Origin of the sequence: Salmonella sp. SAL04196, assembly GCF_046550835.1 — a bacterium.
Classification (GTDB): Bacteria; Pseudomonadota; Gammaproteobacteria; order Enterobacterales; family Enterobacteriaceae; genus Salmonella; species Salmonella enterica.
In genome coordinates this window covers 33,655-54,966 of the sequence record NZ_JBGDXE010000005.1, presented here as the reverse complement: position 1 = coordinate 54,966, position 21,312 = coordinate 33,655, and the positions used below count along the sequence as shown (strand labels likewise).

Genomic DNA, 21,312 nt, shown 5'->3' with positions numbered 1-21,312 from the left:
AAACAGCCTCTTCTACTTGTCCCTTTTCGGGAAACGTCCGACAATTTGTCCATAATCAGGTAACAATGGAGATGCCCATGACCACCGCCTTTTTTGTCGCCGCCGACTGGCTTGCCGAACATATTGATGATCCGGAAATACAGATTCTTGACGCCCGTATGGCGCCGCCAGGACAGGAACATCGTGATATGGCGGGCGAATATCGCGCCGGACATATTCCCGGCGCGCTGTTTTTTAATATTGAAGCGCTTTCCGATCGCGCATCGCCGCTGCCGCATATGATGCCGCGCCCGGAAGCGTTTGCGGTGGCCATGCGTGAACTGGGTGTTCGTCAGGATAAACACCTGGTCATATACGATGAAGGCAATCTGTTCTCCGCTCCGCGGGCATGGTGGATGCTGCGCACGTTCGGTGCCGAGAAAGTGTCCATTCTGGCGGGCGGACTGGCGGGCTGGCAGCGCGACGAATGGCTATTGCGCGAAGGCGAAGAAGCGCATGAAGGAGGCGAGTTTGAGGCGAAATTCGCGCCGCAAGCCGTGGTGCGTCTCACCGACGTATTGCTGGCAAGTCATGAAAAAACCGCGCAAATCGTTGATGCGCGTCCGGCGGCGCGTTTTAACGCTCAGGCTGATGAACCGCGTCCGGGGCTGAGGCGCGGACACATTCCTGGCGCGCTAAACGTCCCGTGGACGGAACTGGTGTATGAGGGCGAATTAAAAACCACTGACGAACTGAATGAGGTTTTTTTCAGCCACGGCGTGAGTTTCGACAGACCGATTATCGCCAGTTGCGGTTCCGGCGTGACGGCCGCGGTCGTGGTGCTGGCGCTCGCCACGCTGGATGTGCCTGACGTCACGCTTTACGACGGCGCGTGGAGCGAATGGGGCGCGCGTACCGATTTACCGGTTGAACCCACTTAATATCTGCCATGCCGGATGGCGCTCACGCTTATCCGGCCTACCGTTCAGGCTGATTTAAAACGAATCTACATAAATACTGTTTAAGCAGGCCACAAAAAAACCGCTCAATTGAGCGGTTTTTTTGTGCTGGTCCGGTTCGCGGCCTTTCCAGCAGGCTTTGTTGCCATAGCAACGCAGGCACACCGTAGGGGATTAATACTCCCTTTTAAGGGAGCAAATGTCAATATAATTTACCAGGAAACTATTCAACATTTGAGGTATTATCTTTCCCGGCCCTTTCCGCCGTCTCGCAAACGGGCGCTGGCTTCAGGAGAGGATAACCCATGGCCGTAAGCGCAGGCACACCGTAGTGCCTGCTATCACGGCATTATCGCCAGCGGTGCTGCCGTGATGCGGTCTTCGCAAGGACCGCAACATGAAGGTACGATGCTTTTGTGTCGTGCTTCTTGTTTCTGGCACGTTATGTCTTCACGCAGACAGAAGCTACCCAGGTAATTCTGTTCCCGTAACGCTCAACGTCCAGAGCAGGTAAGCCAGGAGGCCGCCCTGTTGGGCGGCTTTCTTTTCTTCAGATGATGCGGTTCTGTTTAAAATCGCGCAGGAACCCGCCCCAGCGGCGCTCGTAGAACGGCGCGATATGCTCAGTGATAAAGTGGCTGATACCCTGCTCGCCCTTCCTCACCTGACAAATATCGATCGGTTCGTCACCCGGTAACGTGTCGGTCGCCACATTGCCCGCTGCGTGAATGATCTCTTCAATATCGCCGTCAGCCTCAATGCCAATCAGCAGATTGGGTTGGGCGTCCGCATGTTCTTTAATCGCGCAGAGAAATGCGCGTTTCACCGGTTTGATGGTTTTAAACAGCGTAGTGAGGGAATCAATCATCTGCGACGGCGGCTCGGCCACTTCGGATAAAATAAGCGACTCGCCGCCTTCCAGCACTTCCTGCGTACTTAACGGACTGCCTTCCTCAGCGAGAAGCAGGCTGATTTCACGCGGCATAAACTCTTTGCCGGTCGGCAATTTAGCGTTGAGGAATAACGTTTCGCCAAGCGTCATTTCAAACAGCGTGCGCGCCGGCATCACCACAAACGCCTGTTCGTCTTCCACGGCCTGCTGCAGCGCCTCCAGAGAAGTAAAGAAGGGAATGACGGTCGTGCCGTCTTCTTTTTCCCAGTGCTGCAAATCCAGAGCGCTGTCTTCCACAATCGCCTCGCCTTCGGCAGCGCTGCCCGGCACCCAGACGGTGGACTCCAGTAAGGTACGGAAAAATGCCGGACGATGCGCGGGCTCAGTCGCCGCTTTCTCCAGCAAGATTTCTAATTCATTTTTAGTTTCGGACATAGGAATCACAAATTATGTATATGGGTTGTAGGCCTGATAAGACGCACGGCGTCGCCATCAGGCAAAATGCCGGGTGGCGCTTCGCTTACCCGGCCTACAAAAACACCGTTCAGGCGGTCAGCAAATTCGCGATGGTGCGCACACCCAGACCGGTTGCCCCGGCAGCCCACTGCTCAACCGGCGCTTTGCGATAAGTGGCGGAACAGTCAATGTGCAGCCAGCCTTCGCGGTAATTTTCAACAAAGTGCGACAGAAAACCCGCGGCGGTGCTTGCCCCAGCGGGATACGCCGCGCTGCCGGTGTTGTTCAGTTCTGCAAAGTTAGACGGCAGTTGGTTACGGTGGAACTCTGCCAGCGGCAGACGCCAGAACGGTTCATTCTCTTGCGCCGCGCTGGTCAGCAAGCGCCCCGCCAGCGTATCGTCAAAACTGAATAGCGCATGGTAGTCGTTACCCAGCGCCGTTTTCGCCGCGCCGGTTAACGTCGCCATATCAATGATTAGCTGCGGGTGTTGTGCGCTGGCGTCAATCAGGCCATCCGCCAGCACCAGTCGCCCTTCCGCATCGGTATTCATGACTTCGACATTCTTACCATTACGGTAGCGAATAATGTCGCCCAGTTTAAACGCATTGCCGCTGATCAGATTATCGGCGCAGCACAGGAACAGTTTTACGCGTTTATTCAGCCCACGGGTAATGGCGAACGCCAGCGCGCCTGTTACTGTCGCCGCGCCGCCCATATCGGATTTCATTGAGTCCATAAAAGCGCTTTGTTTGATACTGTAGCCGCCGGAGTCAAAGGTAATACCTTTACCGACCAGGCAGGCATAAACCGGCGCATCTTTGTCTCCCGTCGGGTTGTAATCCAACGCCAGCAGCACCGGCGGACGCTCAGAACCACGGCCTACGGTATGCAACCCCATATAGTTCTGCTCGCGCAGATCTTCGCCTTTGGTGATACGGTAAGTGACGCTATCGCACGCGACGCTACACAGCAGATCCACCGAGCGCTGCGCCAGTTGCTCCGGCCCAAGCTCTTCCGCCGGAGCATTAATGGTGTCGCGCACCCAGTCAATAATAGTCAGGCGGTTATCCAGCTCCTGACGTTGGGCATCGTCTAAATCCGGCCACATTACGGTACGGACGCCTTTTGGTCCTTTGTAACCCGCCCAGAATGCCCAACAACGCTCGGTATCCCATCCTTCGCCTGTCAGCGCGACCTGTTTTATTCCCAGGCCGTCGATTTTACGCGCCGCACGCTGGATCAACCCCAGATCGTCTTTACCGTTAAGATGCAAGGTAATACCGTCGTTATTAATACTGTAAGTGGCTTTATCGCCCCAGCGCGCATCGGCAGGCTGCGTGGAAAGCGTAATTTTCATGGCTTCTGTCATTGTTATTTTCCTTATTAGCAAACGGGCCGCCGTAGGGCAGCCCGTTATTTGACTTACTCTGCTTCATCCAACCAGACTAGCAGAATCGCCTCCAGAATTTTTTCATTGGATGCGTTAGGGTCGTCGTCAAAATCGTCCATTTCGCAGATCCACTGATGCAGATCGGTGAAACGAACGGTTTTAGGATCGACATCAGGATATGCGTCGTATAACGCTTCGCCGATCTCGCGGCTATCGGTCCACTTGAGTCCCATACTACCCTCTGTTAATGCTCACGCGCATGGTTGATTGTGTAACGTGGAATTTCGATAACCAGATCGTCGTCGGTAACGTGGGCCTGGCAGCTCAGTCGACTTTCCGGCTCCAGCCCCCACGCTTTATCCAGCATATCGTCTTCTTCTTCCGAACTTTCCGGCAAGGAGTCGAAGCCTTCACGTACAATACAGTGACAGGTGGTGCAGGCGCACGATTTCTCACAGGCGTGTTCAATCTCGATGCCGTTGCGCAGCGCAACGTCAAGAATGGTTTCACCGGTCTCAGCTTCCAGAACTGCGCCATCCGGACAAAGATCCTGATGAGGCAGAATAACAATCTTCGGCATGTTAAACCTCGTCTACGGAATGGCCTTTCAACGCGCGACGAACCGACTGGTCCATGCGGCGAGCGGCAAATTCCTGGGTTTGTTTATCTACGTTTTTAATGGCTTGTTCTATGGCGTCAACATCATCGCCTTGTGCGACCGCGCTTAAATGTGCGGCGGCATCATCAATGCATTGACGTTCTGCGGCGCTTAACAGCGCGGCGTCGGCAGTTAGCGCGCCGGTCAAACTTTCCAGCACGCGCGCGGCTTCGACTTTTTGCTCCGCCAGCATACGCGCTTTCACGTCCTGCTCGGCAAAACTCATGGAATCCTTGATCATTGAGGCGATTTCACCATCGGTCAGGCCATAGGAGGGTTTGACCTGAATGGAGGCCTCGACGCCAGTGGATTTTTCCATTGCGGTGACGCTCAACAGGCCATCGGCGTCTACCTGGAAGGTCACGCGAATATGCGCCCCGCCCGCCGGCAGCGGCGGAATCCCGCGCAGCGCAAAGCGCGCCAGCGAGCGGCAGTCCTGCACCAGTTCGCGTTCGCCCTGCATCACATGGATAGACATCGCGGTCTGACCGTCTTTGAAGGTGGTGAAATCCTGCGCGCGCGCCACCGGTATAGTGGTGTTGCGCGGAATGACTTTTTCCACCAGGCCGCCCATCGTTTCCAGCCCAAGAGAGAGTGGAATCACGTCCAACAGCAGCATTTCGCTGTCCGGCTTGTTGCCGACCAGAATATCGGCCTGAATCGCTGCGCCGATAGCGACCACTTTATCCGGGTCGATAGCGGTTAACGGCGTGCGGCCAAAAAATTCGCCCACCCGCTCACGAACCAGCGGTACACGGGTCGAACCGCCGACCATGACCACTTCCAGAACGTCCTGGGGCTCAACGCCGGCATCTTTCAATGCGCGACGGCAGGCCAATAGCGTGCGCTTAACCAACGCGGAAATGAGATCGTTAAACTGCTCGCGAGTGATCTCCCCCTGCCAGCCCGCAACATTAACGCGAACGGTATCGGCATCGCTTAAGGCGATTTTCGCCGCAATCGCGGCATCCAGCAGTTCGCGCTGAACGCGATTGTCGCTACGATCGGCAATTCCCGACTGCTCGCGAATATAGTCCGCCAGCAGATGGTCAAAGTCGTCGCCGCCGAGCGCAGAATCACCGCCCGTCGCCAGCACTTCAAACACCCCGCGGCTCAGGCGTAAAATAGAGATATCGAAGGTACCGCCGCCGAGATCGTAAACAGCAATAACGCCTTCTTTGCCTGAGTCCAGACCGTAGGCAATCGCCGCCGCCGTCGGTTCGTTGAGCAGGCGCAACACATGCAGGCCTGCCAGCCGCGCGGCGTCTTTCGTTCCCTGACGTTGGGCATCATCGAAATAGGCGGGAACGGTAATCACCACACCATCCAGCTCGCCGGAGAGCGATTCGCTAGCCCGCGCGGCCAGCGCTTTGAGAATATCAGCCGATACGCGTACCGGATTGAGCAATCCAGCCGCCGTGTCAATCATCGGCAGCCCATTAACGCTTGCCTTAAACCGGTAAGGCAGATGCGGATAGCGCGCCTGGATATCCGCCAGCGAGCGTCCCATCATGCGTTTCACAGAGCTGATAGTGTTGGCCGTATCCTGCGCGGCATTGTCACGCGCAGCGTAACCGACCGTATGGCCCTGCTGCTGATAGTGTACCACTGAAGGCAACAGGTGGCGCCCTTCGTGGTCAGGCAGAGTTTCCGCCTGGCCGCTGCGAACCGTCGCAACCAGAGAGTTGGTAGTGCCTAAGTCGATACCCGCCGCCAGACGACGCTGATGCGGCGCGGCGCTCAGACCAGGCTCACTAATTTGTAATAAGGCCATGTTAGATTCCAGTTAAAAATCGAGCAGCTTTTCTTCGAGTTGTTCTGCGCTGCTTCGTAGTTTATCGAGAAACCGCAGTTTGCGCACCGTATCCGCCGCCGCGTCCCACGCGGCGTTGTCCAACTGTTCCACCATTTGCTGAAGACGAGCATCAAACATCTTTTGTACGCGTTTGATGAAGCTTTCCAGCCGCACGTCGTCTTTTGATTGTTCGATATCGTCCAGCTCTTCGCGAAGCGTGAGTTGTTCCATCAGAAACGCGGTGTCGCGTACCGTATGCTGCTCGCTGGCCAGATCGAACCCGTGTAAGGAAAGCAGATACTCCGCGCGCGTCAAAGGGTGACGCAGCGTTTGCCAGGCCTGGTTGATCGTGGCGGATTGCTGGACGGCGGCAAGCTGCTGCGCCTGAGTGCCGTTGGCAAATTTGTCAGGGTGATACTGGCGTTGCAGATCCTGAAAACGAAGGCTCAGCGCCTGGGTGTCAATCTGATAACGGGCTGGTAAGCCAAAGAGGGTGAAGTAATCCATAACATTCTCAGGGATAGCCTGTCAGAACAAACCCCACACGCAGGCGACCACGGTGGGGTTATACCTTCTTACTTCGCGCCGCAGATGCGTTGTCTGCGCGGGTTCCCCCAGTCATTTACTCAAGTAAGCGCCTGGGGATTCACTCGCTTGCCGCTTTTCTGCAGCACGAATGCTCGGTATAACAGCGGAACACGGTTACACGTGGAAGCTTTCGCCGCAACCACACTCATCTTTCACATTCGGGTTGGAGAATTTAAACCCTTCGTTCAGACCTTCTTTTACGAAGTCCAGCTGTGTACCGTCCAGAAATTGCAGGCTCTTGCCGTCAACCACTACCTTAACGCCTTTGTCTTCAAACACGGTGTCTTCCGCCGTTGGCTCGTCAACAAATTCCAGTACATAAGCCATACCTGAGCAGCCGGAGGTTCTCACGCCCAGACGCAAACCAAACCCTTTACCACGGTTGGCCAGGAAGGTATTAACTCGCGCTGCTGCACTGTCGCTAAGTGTAATCGACATAACAAAACCTCAATGTTAACGTTCTATTTTATTTCGCTTCGCGTTTGCTTTTGTAATCCGCAATAGCGGCTTTAATCGCGTCTTCCGCCAGAATAGAGCAGTGAATTTTCACCGGCGGCAGCTCCAGTTCGTCTGCAATGTCGGTGTTTTTAATCGCCTGCGCTTCGTCCAGGGATTTCCCTTTCACCCACTCCGTTACCAGAGAACTGGAGGCGATAGCGGAACCGCAGCCGTAAGTCTTGAAGCGCGCGTCTTCAATGATACCTTCATCGTTAACTTTAATCTGCAACTTCATGACGTCGCCGCAGGCCGGAGCGCCAACCATGCCGCTTCCCACGTTATCGTCGTTGTTGTCAAACGACCCTACGTTACGCGGGTTCTCATAGTGATCGATTACTTTTTCGCTGTAAGCCATTATAAATTCTCCTGATTCCGATACCGATTAATGATGTGCCCATTCGATGCTGTTCAGATCCACACCCTGCTTGTACATTTCCCACAGTGGAGAAAGGTCACGCAGACGGCCAATGGATTTACGAACCAGATCAATGGTGTAGTCGATCTCTTCTTCAGTGGTAAAACGACCTAAAGAGAAACGGATAGAGCTATGCGCCAGCTCGTCATTCATGCCCAACGCGCGCAGCACGTAGGACGGTTCCAGACTGGCGGAGGTGCAGGCGGAACCGGAAGAGACCGCCAGGTCTTTCAGCGCCATGATCAGCGACTCGCCTTCAACGTAGTTAAAGCTCACGTTGAGAATGTTTGGCGCGCCCTGCTCAAGGTCGCCGTTCAGGTAAACTTCTTCAATATCTTTGATGCCGTTCCAAAGACGGTTACGCAGACCGCGCAGACGGGCCATTTCGGTCTCCATCTCTTCTTTCGCGATACGGTAAGCTTCGCCCATGCCGACGATCTGATGGACAGGCAGAGTACCAGAGCGCATACCGCGCTCGTGCCCGCCGCCATGCATCTGCGCTTCAATGCGAATACGCGGCTTACGACGCACATACAGCGCGCCAATGCCTTTCGGACCATAAATTTTATGACCGGAGAAGGACATCAGATCCACTTTCAGTTGGCTCAGATCGATAGGCAGTTTGCCCACGCTCTGGGTGGCATCAACGTGGTAGATGATACCGCGCGCGCGGCACATTTCGCCGATGGTTGCGATATCCTGCACCACGCCGATTTCGTTGTTCACGTGCATGATGGAAACCAGAATGGTGTCGTCACGCATCGCTGCTTCGAGCTCGTTGAGATCGATGATGCCGTTGCGCTGCGGCGCCAGGTAGGTCACTTCAAACCCTTCGCGCTCAAGCTGACGGCAGGTGTCCAGCACCGCTTTGTGCTCGGTCTTGCTGGTGATGATGTGCTTGCCTTTTTTCTGATAAAAGTTGGCAGCGCCTTTAATCGCCAGGTTATCAGACTCCGTCGCCCCTGAGGTAAAGACGATTTCACGCGGGTCGGCGCCGACCAGTTCAGCAATCTGGTTGCGGGCGATATCGACGGCTTCTTCAGCCTGCCAGCCGAAACGGTGTGAACGAGACGCCGGGTTCCCAAAGGTTCCGTCCAGGGTCAGAAACTGCATCATTTTCTCGGCAACACGCGGGTCCACCGGCGTGGTTGCGGAGTAGTCGAGATAAATCGGTAATTTCATTGCTCTTAAACTCCGTACATCACTCAATGCAAGGAATCAGGCAACCGGCTGGATGTACGACCGTGTTGACGGGACGTCCGCGTCCCGGCCTGATTCTGAATTCTTTTTTACGCTTCATCCTTCAGACGACCGCGGCATTCACCGCATGAGGCCGCCAGAAGAGATGGCGTAATATTTTAATTAAGCACGTAATTTAACGTCGATAGCGTCCTGCGCACGACCACTGGCGCGCGGCGCGTCATGCGTGTGCTGGCGACCAGACACATCCAGAACTTCCTGGTTATTCACCAGCTCGCCTAAGGTAATATTGTTGAGAAAACCGGTCAGGCGATCGCTTAAATCACGCCACAGCGCATGGGTCAGGCATTTATCGCCGCCCTGGCAGCCGCCTTTGCCCTGGCAACGGGTCGCGTCAACGGATTCATCAACCGCGCTGATCACTTCGCCGACCGCGATACTGCCAGCATCTTTACCCAGCAGATAGCCGCCGCCTGGCCCGCGTACGCTGGAAACCAGACCGTTTTTACGTAAACGGGAAAATAGCTGTTCCAGATAAGAAAGGGAAATCCCCTGACGTTCAGAAATATCAGCCAACGGTACCGGGCCCGCTTCGGAGTTGAGCGCAACGTCTAACATTGCGGTCACGGCATAACGCCCTTTAGATGTCAGTCTCATGTCTTACTTAACCTCAAACTCGCCCCTGCCCGGGGTTTTTTATTGTAAAATGGGGGTATTGCATAGCAGGGACAAGTCTGACATTCCCGAGTAATTTGGTCAACTATTTACTTGAGTAAATTAGTCAGGTATTTAGCGTTCCGTGCGGTATTAACGCGGTTACTTGCCTTTATTCTGCTGCTCAATAGACGCCAGAATCCCACGCAGAATATTCAACTCCTGGCTTTCCGGGCGGGCGCGGGTAAACAGACGGCGCAATTTATTCATCACCTGCCCCGGATGGTTTTCGCGAATAAAGCCAGTGGAGAGCAACGTCTGCTCCAGATGGCCGTAGAAACGTTCAAGATCGTCCACCAGCGGATACGGCGTCTCTTCATGATCTGCCGCGTCGCCGTTTTCCTGCGTCGCCAGCCAGGCCATGCGGACTTCATACGCGATGACCTGTACCGCCATCGCCAGATTCAACGAGCTGTACTCCGGGTTAGCGGCAATCGCGACGTGATAATGGCATTTTTGCAACTCATCGTTAGTCAGCCCGACACGCTCACGACCAAAAACCAGCGCAACCGGCGTATTTGCTGCTTCCGCCACGCTTTTTAAGCCGCACTCGCGCGGATCAAGCATCGGCCACGGCAGAGTGCGGGAACGGGCGCTGGTGCCGACCACCAGGCTACAGCCAGCTAACGCTTCATCCAGCGTATCGACGATCTGCGCATTACCGATCACATCGCTGGCGCCTGCCGCCAGGGCGATGGCCTGGGAGTCCGGTTTCACCAGCGGGTTTACCAGCCACAGGTTAGTTAAGCCCATGGTTTTCATAGCGCGAGCCACAGAGCCCATATTGCCGGTGTGAGAGGTTTCCACCAGCACAATTCGAATGTTTTGCAGCATTGTCTTTCTTCAGCTAAAGATTATTCTGACATCTTACCATAAAACCAAGACAGATTCCGATCTCGCTGCTATACTCTGCGCCGTTTTCCCGTTCTTTAACATCCAGTGAGAGAGACCGATGCATCCGATGCTGACCATCGCCGTGCGCGCAGCGCGCAAGGCGGGTAATGTAATTGCCAAAAACTATGAAACTCCGGACGCTGTAGAAGCGAGCCAAAAAGGCAGTAACGATTTTGTGACCAACGTAGATAAGGCCGCTGAAGCGGTGATTATCGACACCATTCGCAAATCTTACCCGCAACACACTATTATCACCGAAGAAAGCGGTGAGCACGTTGGCACAGATCAGGATGTTCAATGGGTTATCGATCCGCTGGATGGCACCACCAACTTCATCAAACGTCTGCCACACTTCTCTGTTTCCATTGCTGTACGCATTAAAGGCCGTACTGAAGTGGCTGTCGTTTACGATCCGATGCGTAACGAACTGTTCACCGCCACCCGCGGTCAGGGCGCGCAACTGAACGGCTACCGTCTGCGCGGCAGTACCGCTCGCGATCTGGACGGCACTATCCTCGCTACCGGCTTCCCGTTCAAAGCCAAACAATACGCGACCACCTACATTAATATTATCGGCAAGCTGTTCACCGAATGCGCCGATTTCCGCCGCACCGGTTCCGCCGCGCTGGATCTGGCCTATGTGGCTGCAGGTCGTGTCGATGGTTTCTTTGAAATTGGCCTTCGTCCGTGGGATTTCGCTGCGGGCGAACTGCTGGTTCGTGAAGCAGGCGGTATCGTCAGCGATTTCACCGGCGGTCATAACTACATGATGACCGGTAATATCGTGGCGGGGAATCCGCGCGTCGTTAAAGCCATGCTGGCGAATATGCGCGACGAACTGAGCGATGCGCTGAAGCGCTAAGTCTCTTCGGCGGATGGGGCCACTCATCCGCCGTGCCTTTTCAGGCGTTTTTCCTAAACACAGCCTCATTGCTTTACTTGCCTGCATGTTTTTGTACGATCGCTCCCTGCTCCGCTATTGGCATAAAGCGGCAAGGAAGCGAACATGACCCTTCAACATACCCGACGCATCGTCAAATCCCTTTTTATTCTGTTTATCATTGTGGTCTGTATTTACCTGCTACCCCGCGTAGCGATCAATGCCTTTTATTACCCGGACAATAAAGTCTATGGGCCACCCCCTGCCGAAGCTGAATCCATTACCTTTACCGCCAAAGATGGCACGCATCTACACGGCTGGTTTATTCCCACTGCTTTCGGCAGGCCGGAAAACGCCGTCGCGACGGTGATTCATGTCCATGGCAACGCCGGAAATATGTCGGCGCACTGGCCGTTAGTCAGTTGGCTGCCAGAACGCAACGTAAACCTGTTTATGTTTGATTACCGTGGTTTTGGCGAATCTGAGGGCACCCCATCACAAGAGGGGCTACAGGACGATACGAAAAGCGCGATAGATTATGTGCGGCATCGCGACGACGTTAATCCCGAGCGCCTGGTACTGCTGGGGCAGAGCCTGGGCGGCAATAATGTACTGGCCGCCGTAGGCCACTGCGTAGGCTGCGCAAATATGCGCTACGCCGACCAGGCGGGCATACGTGCGATTATCCTCGACTCAACGTTTTTATCCTATTCCTCCATCGCCAACCAGATGATCCCGGGCAGCGGCTATTTGCTTGATGACCGCTATAGCGCGGATCGCAATATCGCCAGCGTCAGCCCCATTCCGGTATTGATTCTTCATGGCACGGCAGACCATGTTATTCCCTGGCAGGACAGTGAGAAATTGTATGCCCTCGCCCAAGAGCCCAAACAAAAAATCTTCATTCCTGGCGGCGATCACATTGATGCTCTTTCCGGGCGTTATGAAAACCTTTACCGCGATGCAATGATTAATTTTATTCAGACCGCGCTATCCGCTAAATAGCGCGACGCTGTATATATGCATATTTTATGACTAAGAATATATTTATTATACCGATAGTAAAAACCATTTTTTCCCGTTAGCGAAGGCGGTGGATTAGCGCTAGCGTAACAGTAATATTCAACTGATTTTTATAACAATTTATTTTCATTTGTTTTTCCTGAATATTACTGTGGAGTATGTGATGGCTATCAAAATTACGCCTGACGAGTTTAGTTTGCTTATCCAGCGATTAAACAAAAAATGGCGCGTGTTTGCCCCGTCCGCAGAGTTTCGCGGCGGACGTTTTTCCGACACTGACAACATTATTTATCAACGAATTAGCGGCTGGCGCGATCTCATCTGGCACGAGAAATCGCACATGTCGCCGAATACCATTATTGCCCCTATCACCGAAACGCTCTTTTATTTCGATAAAGACACCATTCAAATTGCCGAGACAGACACCTCCCCGATAATCGTCTTTGCCCGCTCCTGCGACATTAACGCCATGTCGCGGCTGGATTATATGTATTTATCAAATGGGAATAATTCCGATTACAGTTATCAACTGCTACGGGAGCATATTCGTTTCGTCCTTATTGAGTGTGAAGAAAGCTTCGAAAATTGTTTCTGCGTCTCAATGGGTACTAATAAAACTGACTGTTATAGCGCCGCTATGCGTTTTAGCGATGAAGGCGCGCTTGTCAGCATCCGCGATCCCTTTATCGAGGCGGCGATACAAGGGCTGGGGCAGGAGGCTGACTATACCCCCTCTTTCGTCAGCGAAAACCGGGAAACCGTCGTCACGCCGGACAGCGTTTGCCGCGATCCGCAAAAAATTCGCGACATTCTCACCCGCCATCCGCTATGGGACGCCTACGACAGCCGCTGCATCAGTTGTGGTCGCTGCACTACCGGGTGCCCAACCTGTACCTGCTATAGCGTCTTTGACGTCGCCTATGATGAAAATCCGCAGCGCGGCGAACGCCGTCGCCAGTGGGCAAGCTGCATGGTGCCGGGCTTTAGCGACATGGCCGGCGGTCATGGTTTTCGCGAAAAACCCGGCGAGCGTCTGCGCTACCGCGCCCTGCATAAGGTCAATGACTACAAAGCGCGCAACGGCATTGAACATATGTGCGTCGGCTGCGGCCGCTGCGACGATCGCTGCCCGCAATACATCAAATTTTCTTTGATTATCAACAAAATGACCGCTGCCGTTCGGCAGGCGCTGGCAGAGGAGGCATAACGCATGTCACATTGTTCCTGTCATGATAAACCGCAGCACAGTTTGCTGCCTGCGGCGTACCGCATCCTCAGTATTACTCGCCACACGCCGCTGGAGTGGAATTTCCGCGTGGCCGTCGATTTTCCCGCGCACTGGGGGCAATTTGTTGAGGTGTCGCTGCCGCGCGTCGGCGAAGCGCCCATCTCCGTTTCCGACTACGGCGACGGCTGGATAGATCTGCTGATTCGTAATGTCGGAAAAGTGACCAGCGCCCTCTTTACGCTGAAAGAAGGCGACAACGTATGGCTACGCGGCTGCTATGGCAATGGCTATCCGGTCGATACGCTGCGCCATAAACCCTTACTGGTTGTCGCAGGCGGCACGGGCGTCGCGCCGGTGAAAGGCTTAATGCGCTATTTCGTTGAGAATCCCCAGGAAATTGGTCAGCTGGATATGATTCTCGGCTATAAAAATCGCGATTGCGTGCTGTACAAAGAAGAAATGGCGACGTGGCACGGCAAGCATAATCTGGTGCTCACGCTGGATGAAGGCGAGGCTGATGACCGTTACCAGATTGGCCGGGTGACCGATCGGCTTGCCGACATGACGCTTAGCGATATCGACACTATGCAGGCCATCGTCGTTGGGCCGCCAATAATGATTACCTTTACCGTAAAAATGCTGCTGCAAAAAGGGCTCAAGCCGGAGCAAATTTGGGTGGACTACGAACGCCGGATGGCCTGCTCCGTCGGGAAGTGCGGCCACTGCCGTATGGGCGAAGTGTATGTCTGCACCGACGGCCCGATATTTAACTACGCCGTCGCGCAACGTTTTGCCGATTAAGGAGAACATCATGAGCATTGATATTGATATCATTAAAGCCCGTGCGAAAAACGAATATCGCCTGTCAAAAGTGCGCGGCGAAGCCATGATCAGCGTCCGCATTCCCGGCGGTATTTTGCCCGCGCATTTGCTAACGGTGGCGCGTGACATCGCCGAAACCTGGGGCAACGGACAAATTCACCTCACTACCCGCCAGAAGCTGGCGATGCCGGGTATCCGTTACGAAGATATCGACAACGTGAACGCCGCGCTGGAGCCGTTTCTTCGCGAGATTGAAATAGAACTGTGCGACGTCCAGGTTGAGGATACCAAAGCGGGCTATCTCGCTATTGGCGGGCGAAATATTGTCGCCTGTCAGGGGAACCGCATTTGCCAGAAAGCCAACACTGACACGACCGGTCTGTCCCGTCGTCTTGAAAAACTGGTCTATCCCAGCCCTTATCATCTCAAAACGGTCATCGTCGGCTGCCCGAATGACTGCGCGAAGGCGTCAATGGCCGATCTGGGGATTATTGGCGTGGCGAAAATGCGCTTCACTGCCGATCGCTGTATCGGTTGCGGCGCCTGCGTGAAGGCCTGTAGTCACCACGCGGTAGGCTGCCTGGCGCTGAAGAACGGCAAAGCGGTCAAAGAAGAGTCCGCCTGTATCGGCTGCGGCGAGTGCGTGCTGGCCTGTCCGACGCTGGCCTGGCAACGTAAGCCGGATCAGCTCTGGCAAGTCCGTCTGGGCGGACGCACCAGTAAAAAGACGCCGCGCGTCGGCAAGCTCTTCCTCAACTGGGTGACTGAAGATGTGATAAAGCAGGTGATCGTTAACCTGTATGAATTTGAAAAAGAGATGCTCGGCGGAAAACCGATCTATCTCCATATGGGCCATCTGATCGACAAAGGCGGCTACCTGCGTTTTAAAGAACGGGTACTGCGCGGCGTTCAGCTCAATCCGGAAGCGATGGTCGCCGAACGCATTTACTGGGCCGAAGACGAATCCGTCGCGCGGATGCATCTCAAACCCGCCGGGCACTAATCAACCACGCCATGGCCGCAGCCCGCCCACAGGCTGCGGCACGCTAAACCACATGACCAACGCCGCAACAAGCAGTATGACCCCTCCGGCCAGCGCCAGCGTTGACCAGCCTACTTGCCGCCATAACGCCGGCGCTTTGTTTCCACTGAGTTTCACCGCCAGAGCACGAAAAGTGTGTACCAGCAGCGCCAGCGAGGTAATCGTTAGCGAGGTTCCCGCCGCCATCGCCAGTACCGACGCCATTCCCCAGCTAAAAACGCCAATCACTTTACTGAATAACAGCACCATTATCGCGCCGGAACAGGGCCGCATCCCCATAGACAGTACGATCATGAGTCGCGCGCGCCAGTCATCGCCGCTATGCAATTGTTCCTGCGTCGGTAGATGCTGATGTCCGCAGCCGCATTTTTCATGGTGAACATGGCGCGGCGTAAAAGCGATAAAGACAGGTTTACGTAGCAGCGCGCGTAACCTTTTTATGGCCCGCCAGCACAGCAAGATGCCCAGGCCGCCAACTAACGCATAGCTCCCCTTTTCCAGCCAGAAGCCGCTCAGATGGAGCTGTCTGGCCGGAAGTTGCAATACGGTCAGCACGCCCACCACCAACCCGATAGCCACGAGCCCCTGTAATAACGCGGCGGCGAGGGTTAACACGATACTTGATTTCAGCTTCGAAGGATGCGTCGCCAGCCATGTCGAGATCACCACTTTGCCGTGTCCCGGCCCCAGCGCATGAAGCACGCCATACATAAAACTCAGCAGAAGCAACGATCCGCCCGCCCGCTCGGGATGCGTCGCCACCGCGTTAAGCAGCGCGCTCAACTGCTGATTTACGTCCCGCTGCCAAAGAGCGCTTTTCAACATCACCTGCGGCCAGGCCTGCCACATCCACAGACCGCCAACCAGCATCAGTAGCAGGAATAACGCCAATGGCCACAGCGAGAGCCAGCGCCGCCCCGGAGCGCGTTGAGAAAAAATTACTGACATTGCAAGGTCACCGTTTGGGCAAACTGTTTACCTAAATCCATATCCTCCGGCGGCGCGTCCTCTTTATCCAGCGACTGGGCGAAACGTAGCGTCTCTTCGCCGGGCGCAGGAGTATAAACCTGAATCCGACACTTTTCGCGCAGCGGTTCCGGCATCGTGATATCGCTGTCCTGGTCATAATGCATATCGACATAATAAGAGGGATCAAACGTTGAAAAGGTATAAGTCTGACCGCTTAACGGCTGCGGTTCAGCCAGCGGCAGCGTAAAGGTCAATACCGCCTGATGCGCGTCACGCGTCATATCGTATTCTGTCGGCCTGTTTTTAAACTTCACTTTCGCGCCATTGCGCCACACTTCTGTAAAGTAGTGCTGCCCAAGTACGTTAGCCATCACTTCCGCCGCCAACTTTTTCCATATTTCTGACCCCGGCGCCGCGTTTCCGGCGTCATACAGCAGATCTGCGGACGTCAGCGCGTCCATTGTCCAGCGCATTTTTAACGCCACAAATTGCTCATTTTCACTGACCACCTGCGTTTGCAGACGGATGAAGCTGTGCGGATGCGCCGCCGCCACGAAAGATAAAACGGCAAGAAATAGTGTTAAGGCGCTGCGTTTCACTGACTTCATCTGTTCCTCGCGATAAAAATTCTGTGACGCTCCTCAGCATTCCTGGCCTAAAAGCACGCTTATCACATTTTTCACACGCAAACTTTAGCTATCCTTACCAGACAAACTAACGGGAGACCTGACAGATGATGCCGACAATTGCCCCACCATCTGTACTTTCCGCTCCCCAGCGCCGCTGTCAGGTATTGCTGACGCTTTTCCAGCCGGAGCCAATTGCCACGGTGGAAATCTTCAGCGCGCTTAATGGCGTTGATGATGATACTGCCCGTGAAGATATCACTGAGACAAGCCTGGAGATCCAGCGCTATCATCGCCTTGCCATCACAACATGCCAGAACGGTTGCTATCGGATCGAAGGTACAGCACTCGATCAGCGCCTTTGCCTTTTACACTGGCTCAGGCGCGGCCTGCGTTTATGCCCGACCTTCGTCACGCAACAGTTTACCCCGGCCTTAAAAAACGCGCTAAAGCAGCGCGGTATCGCGCGTCCGCTGTATGACGATATTAATCTGCACGCGCTCATCAATCTGTGCGCCCGTCGGTTGCAAAAACCATTTGAACATCGCGACGTGCAGTTCCTGCGTCTCTTTTTACAGTATTGTCTGCTACAACACCATGCCGGCATCACCCCGGAATTCAACCCTGTGCAGCAGATTTGGGCGCAGTCGTGCGCGGAATATCCACTCGCCCAGGAAATTGGTCGTCACTGGCAGCGCCACGTGATGCAGGCCGCACCGCTCAATGAAGCGCTGTTTATGGCGTTACTGTTTTCAATGATTCGCCTCCCCGACCCGATTCGCGACACGCATCAACGGGCACAACAACTGCGACTGGAGGTGGCGCGACTGGTGCTGCGCTTTCGAGAAAAAGGGAACGTACGCTTCAGCGACGAACAAGGGCTTAACGATCAGCTGTATGTCCATCTCGCCCAGGCGCTGAACCGAAGTTTATTCACGATTGGCATCGATAATACGCTTCCGGAAGAGTTCAACCGTCTTTATCCGCGTCTGGTTCGCACCACACGTGAGGCGCTCGCCGGGTTTGAAGCCGAATATGGTATCCACTTTTCCGAGGAAGAGACGGGGCTGGTGGCAGTGATTTTCGGCGCCTGGCTGATGCAGGATAACGATTTGCATGAGAGACAGATCGTATTGTTAGCGGATAAAAATGATGCGCTGGAGACGCATATTGAGCAGCAACTGCGTGAACTGACCCTGTTGCCGCTGAATATCAGACGGATATCGCTCCAGGCGTTTCAAAAAGAGGGATGCCCGCGCGGCGTAGCGCTGATTGTTACCCCTTACGCCACGCCGCTACCGCTCTTCTCACCGCCGTTAATTCATGCGGATCGCGCCCTCACAGAGCACCAACAGCAGCAGATCCGCAAGATCCTGGAATCATGACGCGGCAACCACTTTGGGCCGAAGAAAGATAGCGGGCAATGCCACCAGCGCCATAATCCAGAATACGCCGCCGCCCAGATGTTGATACAGAAAACCGGCAAATACTGTCATAATCGCGATGCTGCCGCCCATCGCCACAGCGGAATAGACGGCCTGCAAACGAATCACCTCGCTTCCCTGACGCGCAGCGATATAACGCATGGCGGCCAGATGGCAAACGGTAAACGTGCCACAGTGCAGGATTTGTATCACAATCAGCCACGGCAGCGCCGTACTCCAGCCCATCAGTCCCCAGCGTACCACGCCGCACACAGCGGAAAGCAACAGCAAGTCGCGGGCGCTAAACCGGCGGAATAGCTTTTTACTCAGGGCGAAAATGATCACTTCCGCCACCACGCCCAACGACCATAAATAGCCGACCGCCGATGCTGAATAGCCAGCCCCCTGCCAGTAGATGGCGCTAAAACCATAGTAGGCGGCGTGCGCCCCTTGCAGCAAACAGACGCAGGCGAGAAAACGCCAACTTTGTGCCACCAGCGTACGCCAGGCGGGCCAGCCTGCGCTCTCCTGCTGACGGCTTTCCCCTTGCGGCGGCACGCTGGGACGTAACAACATACCCAGCAACATCGAGGCGACGCCGAGCGTCAGTAGCGCCAGAATCGCCTGGTAATCGTATAAACTCACCAGCTTACCGGTCAGCGCCGACCCTATCACGAAGGCGATGGACCCCCACAGCCGCACCCGACCATAGTCCAGGGTAATTTGCTTTTGCCAGGTATTGGCCAGCGCATCGGTCAGCGGCACCAGTGGTGAAAAGAAGAGGTTAAACCCAACCATCACCACCATTAGCCACGCGACATGCGTTCCTGCCCAAAATGCCAGCGCAAATACCAGCGTCAGCAATGCCAGTACGCGCAGCGCGGAGATCAACCGCGAAGGATCGCTTACGCGAGGCGCAATGAGCAGACTACCGAGAAAACGCGCGACCAGACCCACGCCCAGCAGAAGACCAATGGTTTCCGGCGTTAGCCCAAGACCTTTGAGCCAGACGCTCCAGAAGGGCAGAAAAATACCGTAACTAAAGAAGTAGGTGAAATAACTGAGCGCCAGCCAGCGCGTGGAATGCAATGCCATGATTCCCTCCCGTTTGGAGGCGATAGTCTGGCGGTAAACGGTTGCGCTGGCAAGGGTAACATAAGATTAACAAGCGGAGGGAGAAGTTCAAACGGCAACGCCGCCGGATAATGACTTCCGGCGGCGTCACGTTATGGCGCATAAGTAATGCCCGACAGACGCAGCGCCATCGGGCCATTTTCACAACATAAGCGCTTACGCGTAAACCGGGAAGCGGGCGCAGATATCCAGTACTTTCGCTTTCACGCGTTCAATGGTGGCTTCATCATTGATGTTGTCCAGCACGTCGCACATCCAGCCAGCCAGCTCTTTCACTTCCGCTTCTTTGAAGCCGCGACGAGTAACCGCCGGAGAACCGATACGGATACCGGAAGTCACGAACGGGCTCTTAGGATCGTTCGGCACGCTGTTTTTGTTCACGGTGATGTTAGCACGGCCCAGCGCGGCGTCAGCTTCTTTACCGGTCAGGTTTTTATCCACCAGGTCCAGCAGGAACAGGTGGTTCTCAGTGCCGCCAGACACCACTTTGTAGCCGCGGTTCAGGAACACTTCTACCATCGCTTTGGCGTTTTTCGCCACCTGCTGCTGGTAAACTTTGAACTCCGGCTCCATCGCTTCTTTCAGTGCTACCGCTTTACCCGCGATCACGTGCATCAGCGGGCCGCCCTGCGCGCTTGGGAAGACGGCGGAGTTCAGTTTTTTATACAGCTCTTCATCGCCGCCCTTCGCCAGGATCAGGCCGCCGCGCGGACCCGCCAGGGTTTTGTGGGTGGTGGTGGTGACCACATGCGCATGGGGAACCGGGTTCGGGTAAACGCCTGCGGCAATCAGGCCCGCCACGTGCGCCATGTCGACAAACAGGTATGCGCCGATGCTGTCAGCGATTTCACGCATTTTTGCCCAGTCAACCACGCCGGAGTAGGCAGAGAAGCCACCGATAATCATCTTCGGCTTGTGCTCTTTGGCCAGCTTCGCCATCTCGTCATAGTCAATTTTACCGGACTCATCGATACCGTAAGGTACGATGTTGTACAGTTTACCGGAGAAGTTAACCGGGGAGCCGTGAGTCAGGTGGCCGCCCTGCGCCAGGTTCATACCCAGAACGGTATCGCCCGGCTGCAGCAGCGCGGTGTAAACAGCAAAGTTAGCCTGAGAACCGGAGTGCGGCTGCACGTTAGCGTAGTCGGCGCCGAACAGTTCTTTCGCGCGGTCGATAGCCAGCTGCTCAACGACATCAACGTATTCGCAACCGCCGTAGTAGCGCTTGCCCGGATAACCTTCAGCGTATTTGTTGGTCAGCTGAGACCCCTGCGCCTGCATCACGCGCGGGCTGGTGTAGTTTTCGGAGGCGATCAGTTCGATGTGCTCTTCCTGACGTACTTTTTCCTGCTCCATAGCCTGCCACAACTCGGCATCATAATCGGCAATGTTCATTTCACGCTTTAACATCCGCATCTCCTGACTCAGCTAACAATAAAATTTGTGCCTGAAAAGGCAGTCCGTGGGACTTCGGCCAACAGTATAACCGAATCATTCTTCGATAACAGGTCTTGACAAAGGTTTTTACGCAAACGATTACCTATGCGTCAGATAAGGGTTTCCTGAACGAGAGCCTGACGAATTTCAACGGATTTCTTTTCAGCTTTGTGATGCAGATTTTTCACGTTGTTACCTCCATAACGTAAAGCAGAGAAGATCCATTTACAATGCAAGGGTATTTTTATAAGATGCATTTGATATACATCATTAGATTTTCACATAA

General features: G+C 54.7%; 23 protein-coding genes. 8 read left to right on the top strand and 15 right to left on the bottom strand.

Annotation, left to right across the window (positions count from 1 at the left end; all coding sequences use genetic code 11):
- Positions 1-77 precede the first annotated feature (77 nt).
- A complete protein-coding gene (gene sseA, locus ACLJPE_RS17215) occupies positions 78-920 on the top strand; it encodes a 3-mercaptopyruvate sulfurtransferase (protein ID WP_039514331.1) in 843 nt (280 codons plus the stop codon).
- 415 nt (positions 921-1,335) lie between these two features.
- Positions 1,336-1,452, top strand: a complete 117-nt coding sequence (timP, locus tag ACLJPE_RS17210) for a small toxic inner membrane protein TimP (RefSeq protein ID WP_242617172.1) — start codon at positions 1,336-1,338, stop codon at positions 1,450-1,452.
- 36 nt (positions 1,453-1,488) lie between these two features.
- Here timP and sseB read toward each other — a convergent pair whose 3' ends face one another.
- The 11 genes from sseB to trmJ all read right to left on the bottom strand — a co-directional run bounded on the left by sseB (position 1,489) and on the right by trmJ (position 10,381).
- Positions 1,489-2,265 carry an enhanced serine sensitivity protein SseB gene (sseB, locus tag ACLJPE_RS17205; protein ID WP_001522413.1) on the bottom strand — a complete coding sequence of 259 codons (777 nt, stop codon included), beginning with the start codon at positions 2,263-2,265 and terminating at the stop codon, positions 1,489-1,491.
- A gap of 109 nt (positions 2,266-2,374) precedes the next feature.
- On the bottom strand, positions 2,375-3,658 hold the full coding sequence (pepB, locus tag ACLJPE_RS17200; protein WP_000133546.1) for an aminopeptidase PepB: 1,284 nt from the start codon (positions 3,656-3,658) through the stop codon (positions 2,375-2,377).
- Positions 3,659-3,711: 53 nt separating this feature from the next.
- On the bottom strand, positions 3,712-3,912 hold the full coding sequence (iscX, locus tag ACLJPE_RS17195; protein WP_000523623.1) for a Fe-S cluster assembly protein IscX: 201 nt from the start codon (positions 3,910-3,912) through the stop codon (positions 3,712-3,714).
- 11 nt (positions 3,913-3,923) lie between these two features.
- A complete protein-coding gene (fdx, locus tag ACLJPE_RS17190; protein ID WP_001124465.1) occupies positions 3,924-4,259 on the bottom strand; it encodes an ISC system 2Fe-2S type ferredoxin in 336 nt (111 codons plus the stop codon).
- 1 nt (position 4,260) lies between these two features.
- On the bottom strand, positions 4,261-6,111 hold the full coding sequence (gene hscA / locus ACLJPE_RS17185) for a Fe-S protein assembly chaperone HscA (RefSeq protein WP_039514333.1): 1,851 nt from the start codon (positions 6,109-6,111) through the stop codon (positions 4,261-4,263).
- Between the two features lie 12 nt (positions 6,112-6,123).
- Positions 6,124-6,639 carry a co-chaperone HscB gene (hscB, locus tag ACLJPE_RS17180; protein ID WP_000384398.1) on the bottom strand — a complete coding sequence of 172 codons (516 nt, stop codon included), beginning with the start codon at positions 6,637-6,639 and terminating at the stop codon, positions 6,124-6,126.
- Between the two features lie 195 nt (positions 6,640-6,834).
- The gene (gene iscA / locus ACLJPE_RS17175) at positions 6,835-7,158 is read right to left on the bottom strand and encodes an iron-sulfur cluster assembly protein IscA (RefSeq protein WP_000028952.1); all 324 of its coding nucleotides are present in this window, start codon (positions 7,156-7,158) and stop codon (positions 6,835-6,837) included.
- Between the two features lie 28 nt (positions 7,159-7,186).
- Positions 7,187-7,573, bottom strand: a complete 387-nt coding sequence (iscU, locus tag ACLJPE_RS17170; RefSeq protein WP_000331704.1) for a Fe-S cluster assembly scaffold IscU — start codon at positions 7,571-7,573, stop codon at positions 7,187-7,189.
- A 27-nt stretch (positions 7,574-7,600) separates the two neighbouring features.
- Positions 7,601-8,815 (bottom strand): cysteine desulfurase, encoded by a 1,215-nt coding sequence (gene iscS, locus ACLJPE_RS17165; RefSeq protein WP_000775263.1) that lies wholly within the window; start codon positions 8,813-8,815, stop codon positions 7,601-7,603.
- A gap of 180 nt (positions 8,816-8,995) precedes the next feature.
- On the bottom strand, positions 8,996-9,490 hold the full coding sequence (iscR, locus tag ACLJPE_RS17160) for a Fe-S cluster assembly transcriptional regulator IscR (protein WP_001241346.1): 495 nt from the start codon (positions 9,488-9,490) through the stop codon (positions 8,996-8,998).
- A 159-nt stretch (positions 9,491-9,649) separates the two neighbouring features.
- Entirely contained in the window at positions 9,650-10,381 is a 732-nt protein-coding gene (gene trmJ / locus ACLJPE_RS17155) for a tRNA (cytosine(32)/uridine(32)-2'-O)-methyltransferase TrmJ (protein ID WP_000940032.1), read from the bottom strand.
- A 118-nt stretch (positions 10,382-10,499) separates the two neighbouring features.
- On the opposite strand from trmJ, the gene suhB reads away from it, so the two are divergent.
- The 5 genes from suhB to asrC all read left to right on the top strand — a co-directional run bounded on the left by suhB (position 10,500) and on the right by asrC (position 15,397).
- Positions 10,500-11,303 carry an inositol-1-monophosphatase gene (gene suhB / locus ACLJPE_RS17150; protein WP_000553473.1) on the top strand — a complete coding sequence of 268 codons (804 nt, stop codon included), beginning with the start codon at positions 10,500-10,502 and terminating at the stop codon, positions 11,301-11,303.
- Positions 11,304-11,447: 144 nt separating this feature from the next.
- Positions 11,448-12,326 (top strand): alpha/beta hydrolase, encoded by an 879-nt coding sequence (locus ACLJPE_RS17145; protein WP_039514335.1) that lies wholly within the window; start codon positions 11,448-11,450, stop codon positions 12,324-12,326.
- 181 nt (positions 12,327-12,507) lie between these two features.
- The gene (asrA, locus tag ACLJPE_RS17140) at positions 12,508-13,551 is read left to right on the top strand and encodes an anaerobic sulfite reductase subunit AsrA (protein ID WP_039514337.1); all 1,044 of its coding nucleotides are present in this window, start codon (positions 12,508-12,510) and stop codon (positions 13,549-13,551) included.
- Between the two features lie 3 nt (positions 13,552-13,554).
- Positions 13,555-14,373 (top strand): anaerobic sulfite reductase subunit AsrB, encoded by an 819-nt coding sequence (gene asrB / locus ACLJPE_RS17135; protein WP_000017585.1) that lies wholly within the window; start codon positions 13,555-13,557, stop codon positions 14,371-14,373.
- Positions 14,374-14,383: 10 nt separating this feature from the next.
- The gene (gene asrC, locus ACLJPE_RS17130) at positions 14,384-15,397 is read left to right on the top strand and encodes a sulfite reductase subunit C (RefSeq protein WP_000020685.1); all 1,014 of its coding nucleotides are present in this window, start codon (positions 14,384-14,386) and stop codon (positions 15,395-15,397) included.
- Here the strand turns inward: asrC and ACLJPE_RS17125 are convergent, their stop codons facing one another.
- Positions 15,398-16,384 carry a nickel/cobalt transporter gene (locus tag ACLJPE_RS17125; RefSeq protein ID WP_023219888.1) on the bottom strand — a complete coding sequence of 329 codons (987 nt, stop codon included), beginning with the start codon at positions 16,382-16,384 and terminating at the stop codon, positions 15,398-15,400. It abuts the gene before it with no gap.
- Entirely contained in the window at positions 16,375-17,013 is a 639-nt protein-coding gene (locus tag ACLJPE_RS17120) for a DUF1007 family protein (protein ID WP_000843761.1), read from the bottom strand. The genes ACLJPE_RS17125 and ACLJPE_RS17120 overlap by 10 nt, the downstream gene beginning before the upstream one ends.
- Positions 17,014-17,138: 125 nt before the next feature.
- On the opposite strand from ACLJPE_RS17120, the gene csiE reads away from it, so the two are divergent.
- The gene (csiE, locus tag ACLJPE_RS17115; protein ID WP_000982961.1) at positions 17,139-18,416 is read left to right on the top strand and encodes a stationary phase inducible protein CsiE; all 1,278 of its coding nucleotides are present in this window, start codon (positions 17,139-17,141) and stop codon (positions 18,414-18,416) included.
- On the opposite strand, the gene ACLJPE_RS17110 is transcribed toward csiE, so the two are convergent.
- Together ACLJPE_RS17110 and glyA are read right to left on the bottom strand one after the other, a co-directional pair.
- Positions 18,411-19,550: a 3-phenylpropionate MFS transporter gene (locus ACLJPE_RS17110; RefSeq protein ID WP_001173729.1), complete on the bottom strand. Its 1,140-nt coding sequence runs from the start codon at positions 19,548-19,550 to the stop codon at positions 18,411-18,413. The two genes, csiE and ACLJPE_RS17110, sit on opposite strands and share 6 nt — an antisense overlap.
- A gap of 195 nt (positions 19,551-19,745) precedes the next feature.
- Positions 19,746-20,999, bottom strand: coding sequence for a serine hydroxymethyltransferase (gene glyA / locus ACLJPE_RS17105; RefSeq protein ID WP_000919178.1), 1,254 nt, complete (start codon positions 20,997-20,999; stop codon positions 19,746-19,748).
- Positions 21,000-21,312: the final 313 nt, after the last annotated feature.

Excerpts from the sequence above, each read along its gene's own strand:
- sseA (WP_039514331.1), top strand. The coding sequence starts at position 78 with ATGACCACCGCCTTTTTTGTCGCCGCCGACTGGCTTGCCGAACATATT.
- timP (WP_242617172.1), top strand. The coding sequence starts at position 1,336 with ATGAAGGTACGATGCTTTTGTGTCGTGCTTCTTGTTTCTGGCACGTTA.
- sseB (WP_001522413.1), bottom strand. The coding sequence starts at position 2,265 with ATGTCCGAAACTAAAAATGAATTAGAAATCTTGCTGGAGAAAGCGGCG.
- pepB (WP_000133546.1), bottom strand. The coding sequence starts at position 3,658 with ATGACAGAAGCCATGAAAATTACGCTTTCCACGCAGCCTGCCGATGCG.
- iscX (WP_000523623.1), bottom strand. The coding sequence starts at position 3,912 with ATGGGACTCAAGTGGACCGATAGCCGCGAGATCGGCGAAGCGTTATAC.
- fdx (WP_001124465.1), bottom strand. The coding sequence starts at position 4,259 with ATGCCGAAGATTGTTATTCTGCCTCATCAGGATCTTTGTCCGGATGGC.
- hscA (WP_039514333.1), bottom strand. The coding sequence starts at position 6,111 with ATGGCCTTATTACAAATTAGTGAGCCTGGTCTGAGCGCCGCGCCGCAT.
- hscB (WP_000384398.1), bottom strand. The coding sequence starts at position 6,639 with ATGGATTACTTCACCCTCTTTGGCTTACCAGCCCGTTATCAGATTGAC.
- iscA (WP_000028952.1), bottom strand. The coding sequence starts at position 7,158 with ATGTCGATTACACTTAGCGACAGTGCAGCAGCGCGAGTTAATACCTTC.
- iscU (WP_000331704.1), bottom strand. The coding sequence starts at position 7,573 with ATGGCTTACAGCGAAAAAGTAATCGATCACTATGAGAACCCGCGTAAC.
- iscS (WP_000775263.1), bottom strand. The coding sequence starts at position 8,815 with ATGAAATTACCGATTTATCTCGACTACTCCGCAACCACGCCGGTGGAC.
- iscR (WP_001241346.1), bottom strand. The coding sequence starts at position 9,490 with ATGAGACTGACATCTAAAGGGCGTTATGCCGTGACCGCAATGTTAGAC.
- trmJ (WP_000940032.1), bottom strand. The coding sequence starts at position 10,381 with ATGCTGCAAAACATTCGAATTGTGCTGGTGGAAACCTCTCACACCGGC.
- suhB (WP_000553473.1), top strand. The coding sequence starts at position 10,500 with ATGCATCCGATGCTGACCATCGCCGTGCGCGCAGCGCGCAAGGCGGGT.
- ACLJPE_RS17145 (WP_039514335.1), top strand. The coding sequence starts at position 11,448 with ATGACCCTTCAACATACCCGACGCATCGTCAAATCCCTTTTTATTCTG.
- asrA (WP_039514337.1), top strand. The coding sequence starts at position 12,508 with ATGGCTATCAAAATTACGCCTGACGAGTTTAGTTTGCTTATCCAGCGA.
- asrB (WP_000017585.1), top strand. The coding sequence starts at position 13,555 with ATGTCACATTGTTCCTGTCATGATAAACCGCAGCACAGTTTGCTGCCT.
- asrC (WP_000020685.1), top strand. The coding sequence starts at position 14,384 with ATGAGCATTGATATTGATATCATTAAAGCCCGTGCGAAAAACGAATAT.
- ACLJPE_RS17125 (WP_023219888.1), bottom strand. The coding sequence starts at position 16,384 with ATGTCAGTAATTTTTTCTCAACGCGCTCCGGGGCGGCGCTGGCTCTCG.
- ACLJPE_RS17120 (WP_000843761.1), bottom strand. The coding sequence starts at position 17,013 with ATGAAGTCAGTGAAACGCAGCGCCTTAACACTATTTCTTGCCGTTTTA.
- csiE (WP_000982961.1), top strand. The coding sequence starts at position 17,139 with ATGATGCCGACAATTGCCCCACCATCTGTACTTTCCGCTCCCCAGCGC.
- ACLJPE_RS17110 (WP_001173729.1), bottom strand. The coding sequence starts at position 19,550 with ATGGCATTGCATTCCACGCGCTGGCTGGCGCTCAGTTATTTCACCTAC.
- glyA (WP_000919178.1), bottom strand. The coding sequence starts at position 20,999 with ATGTTAAAGCGTGAAATGAACATTGCCGATTATGATGCCGAGTTGTGG.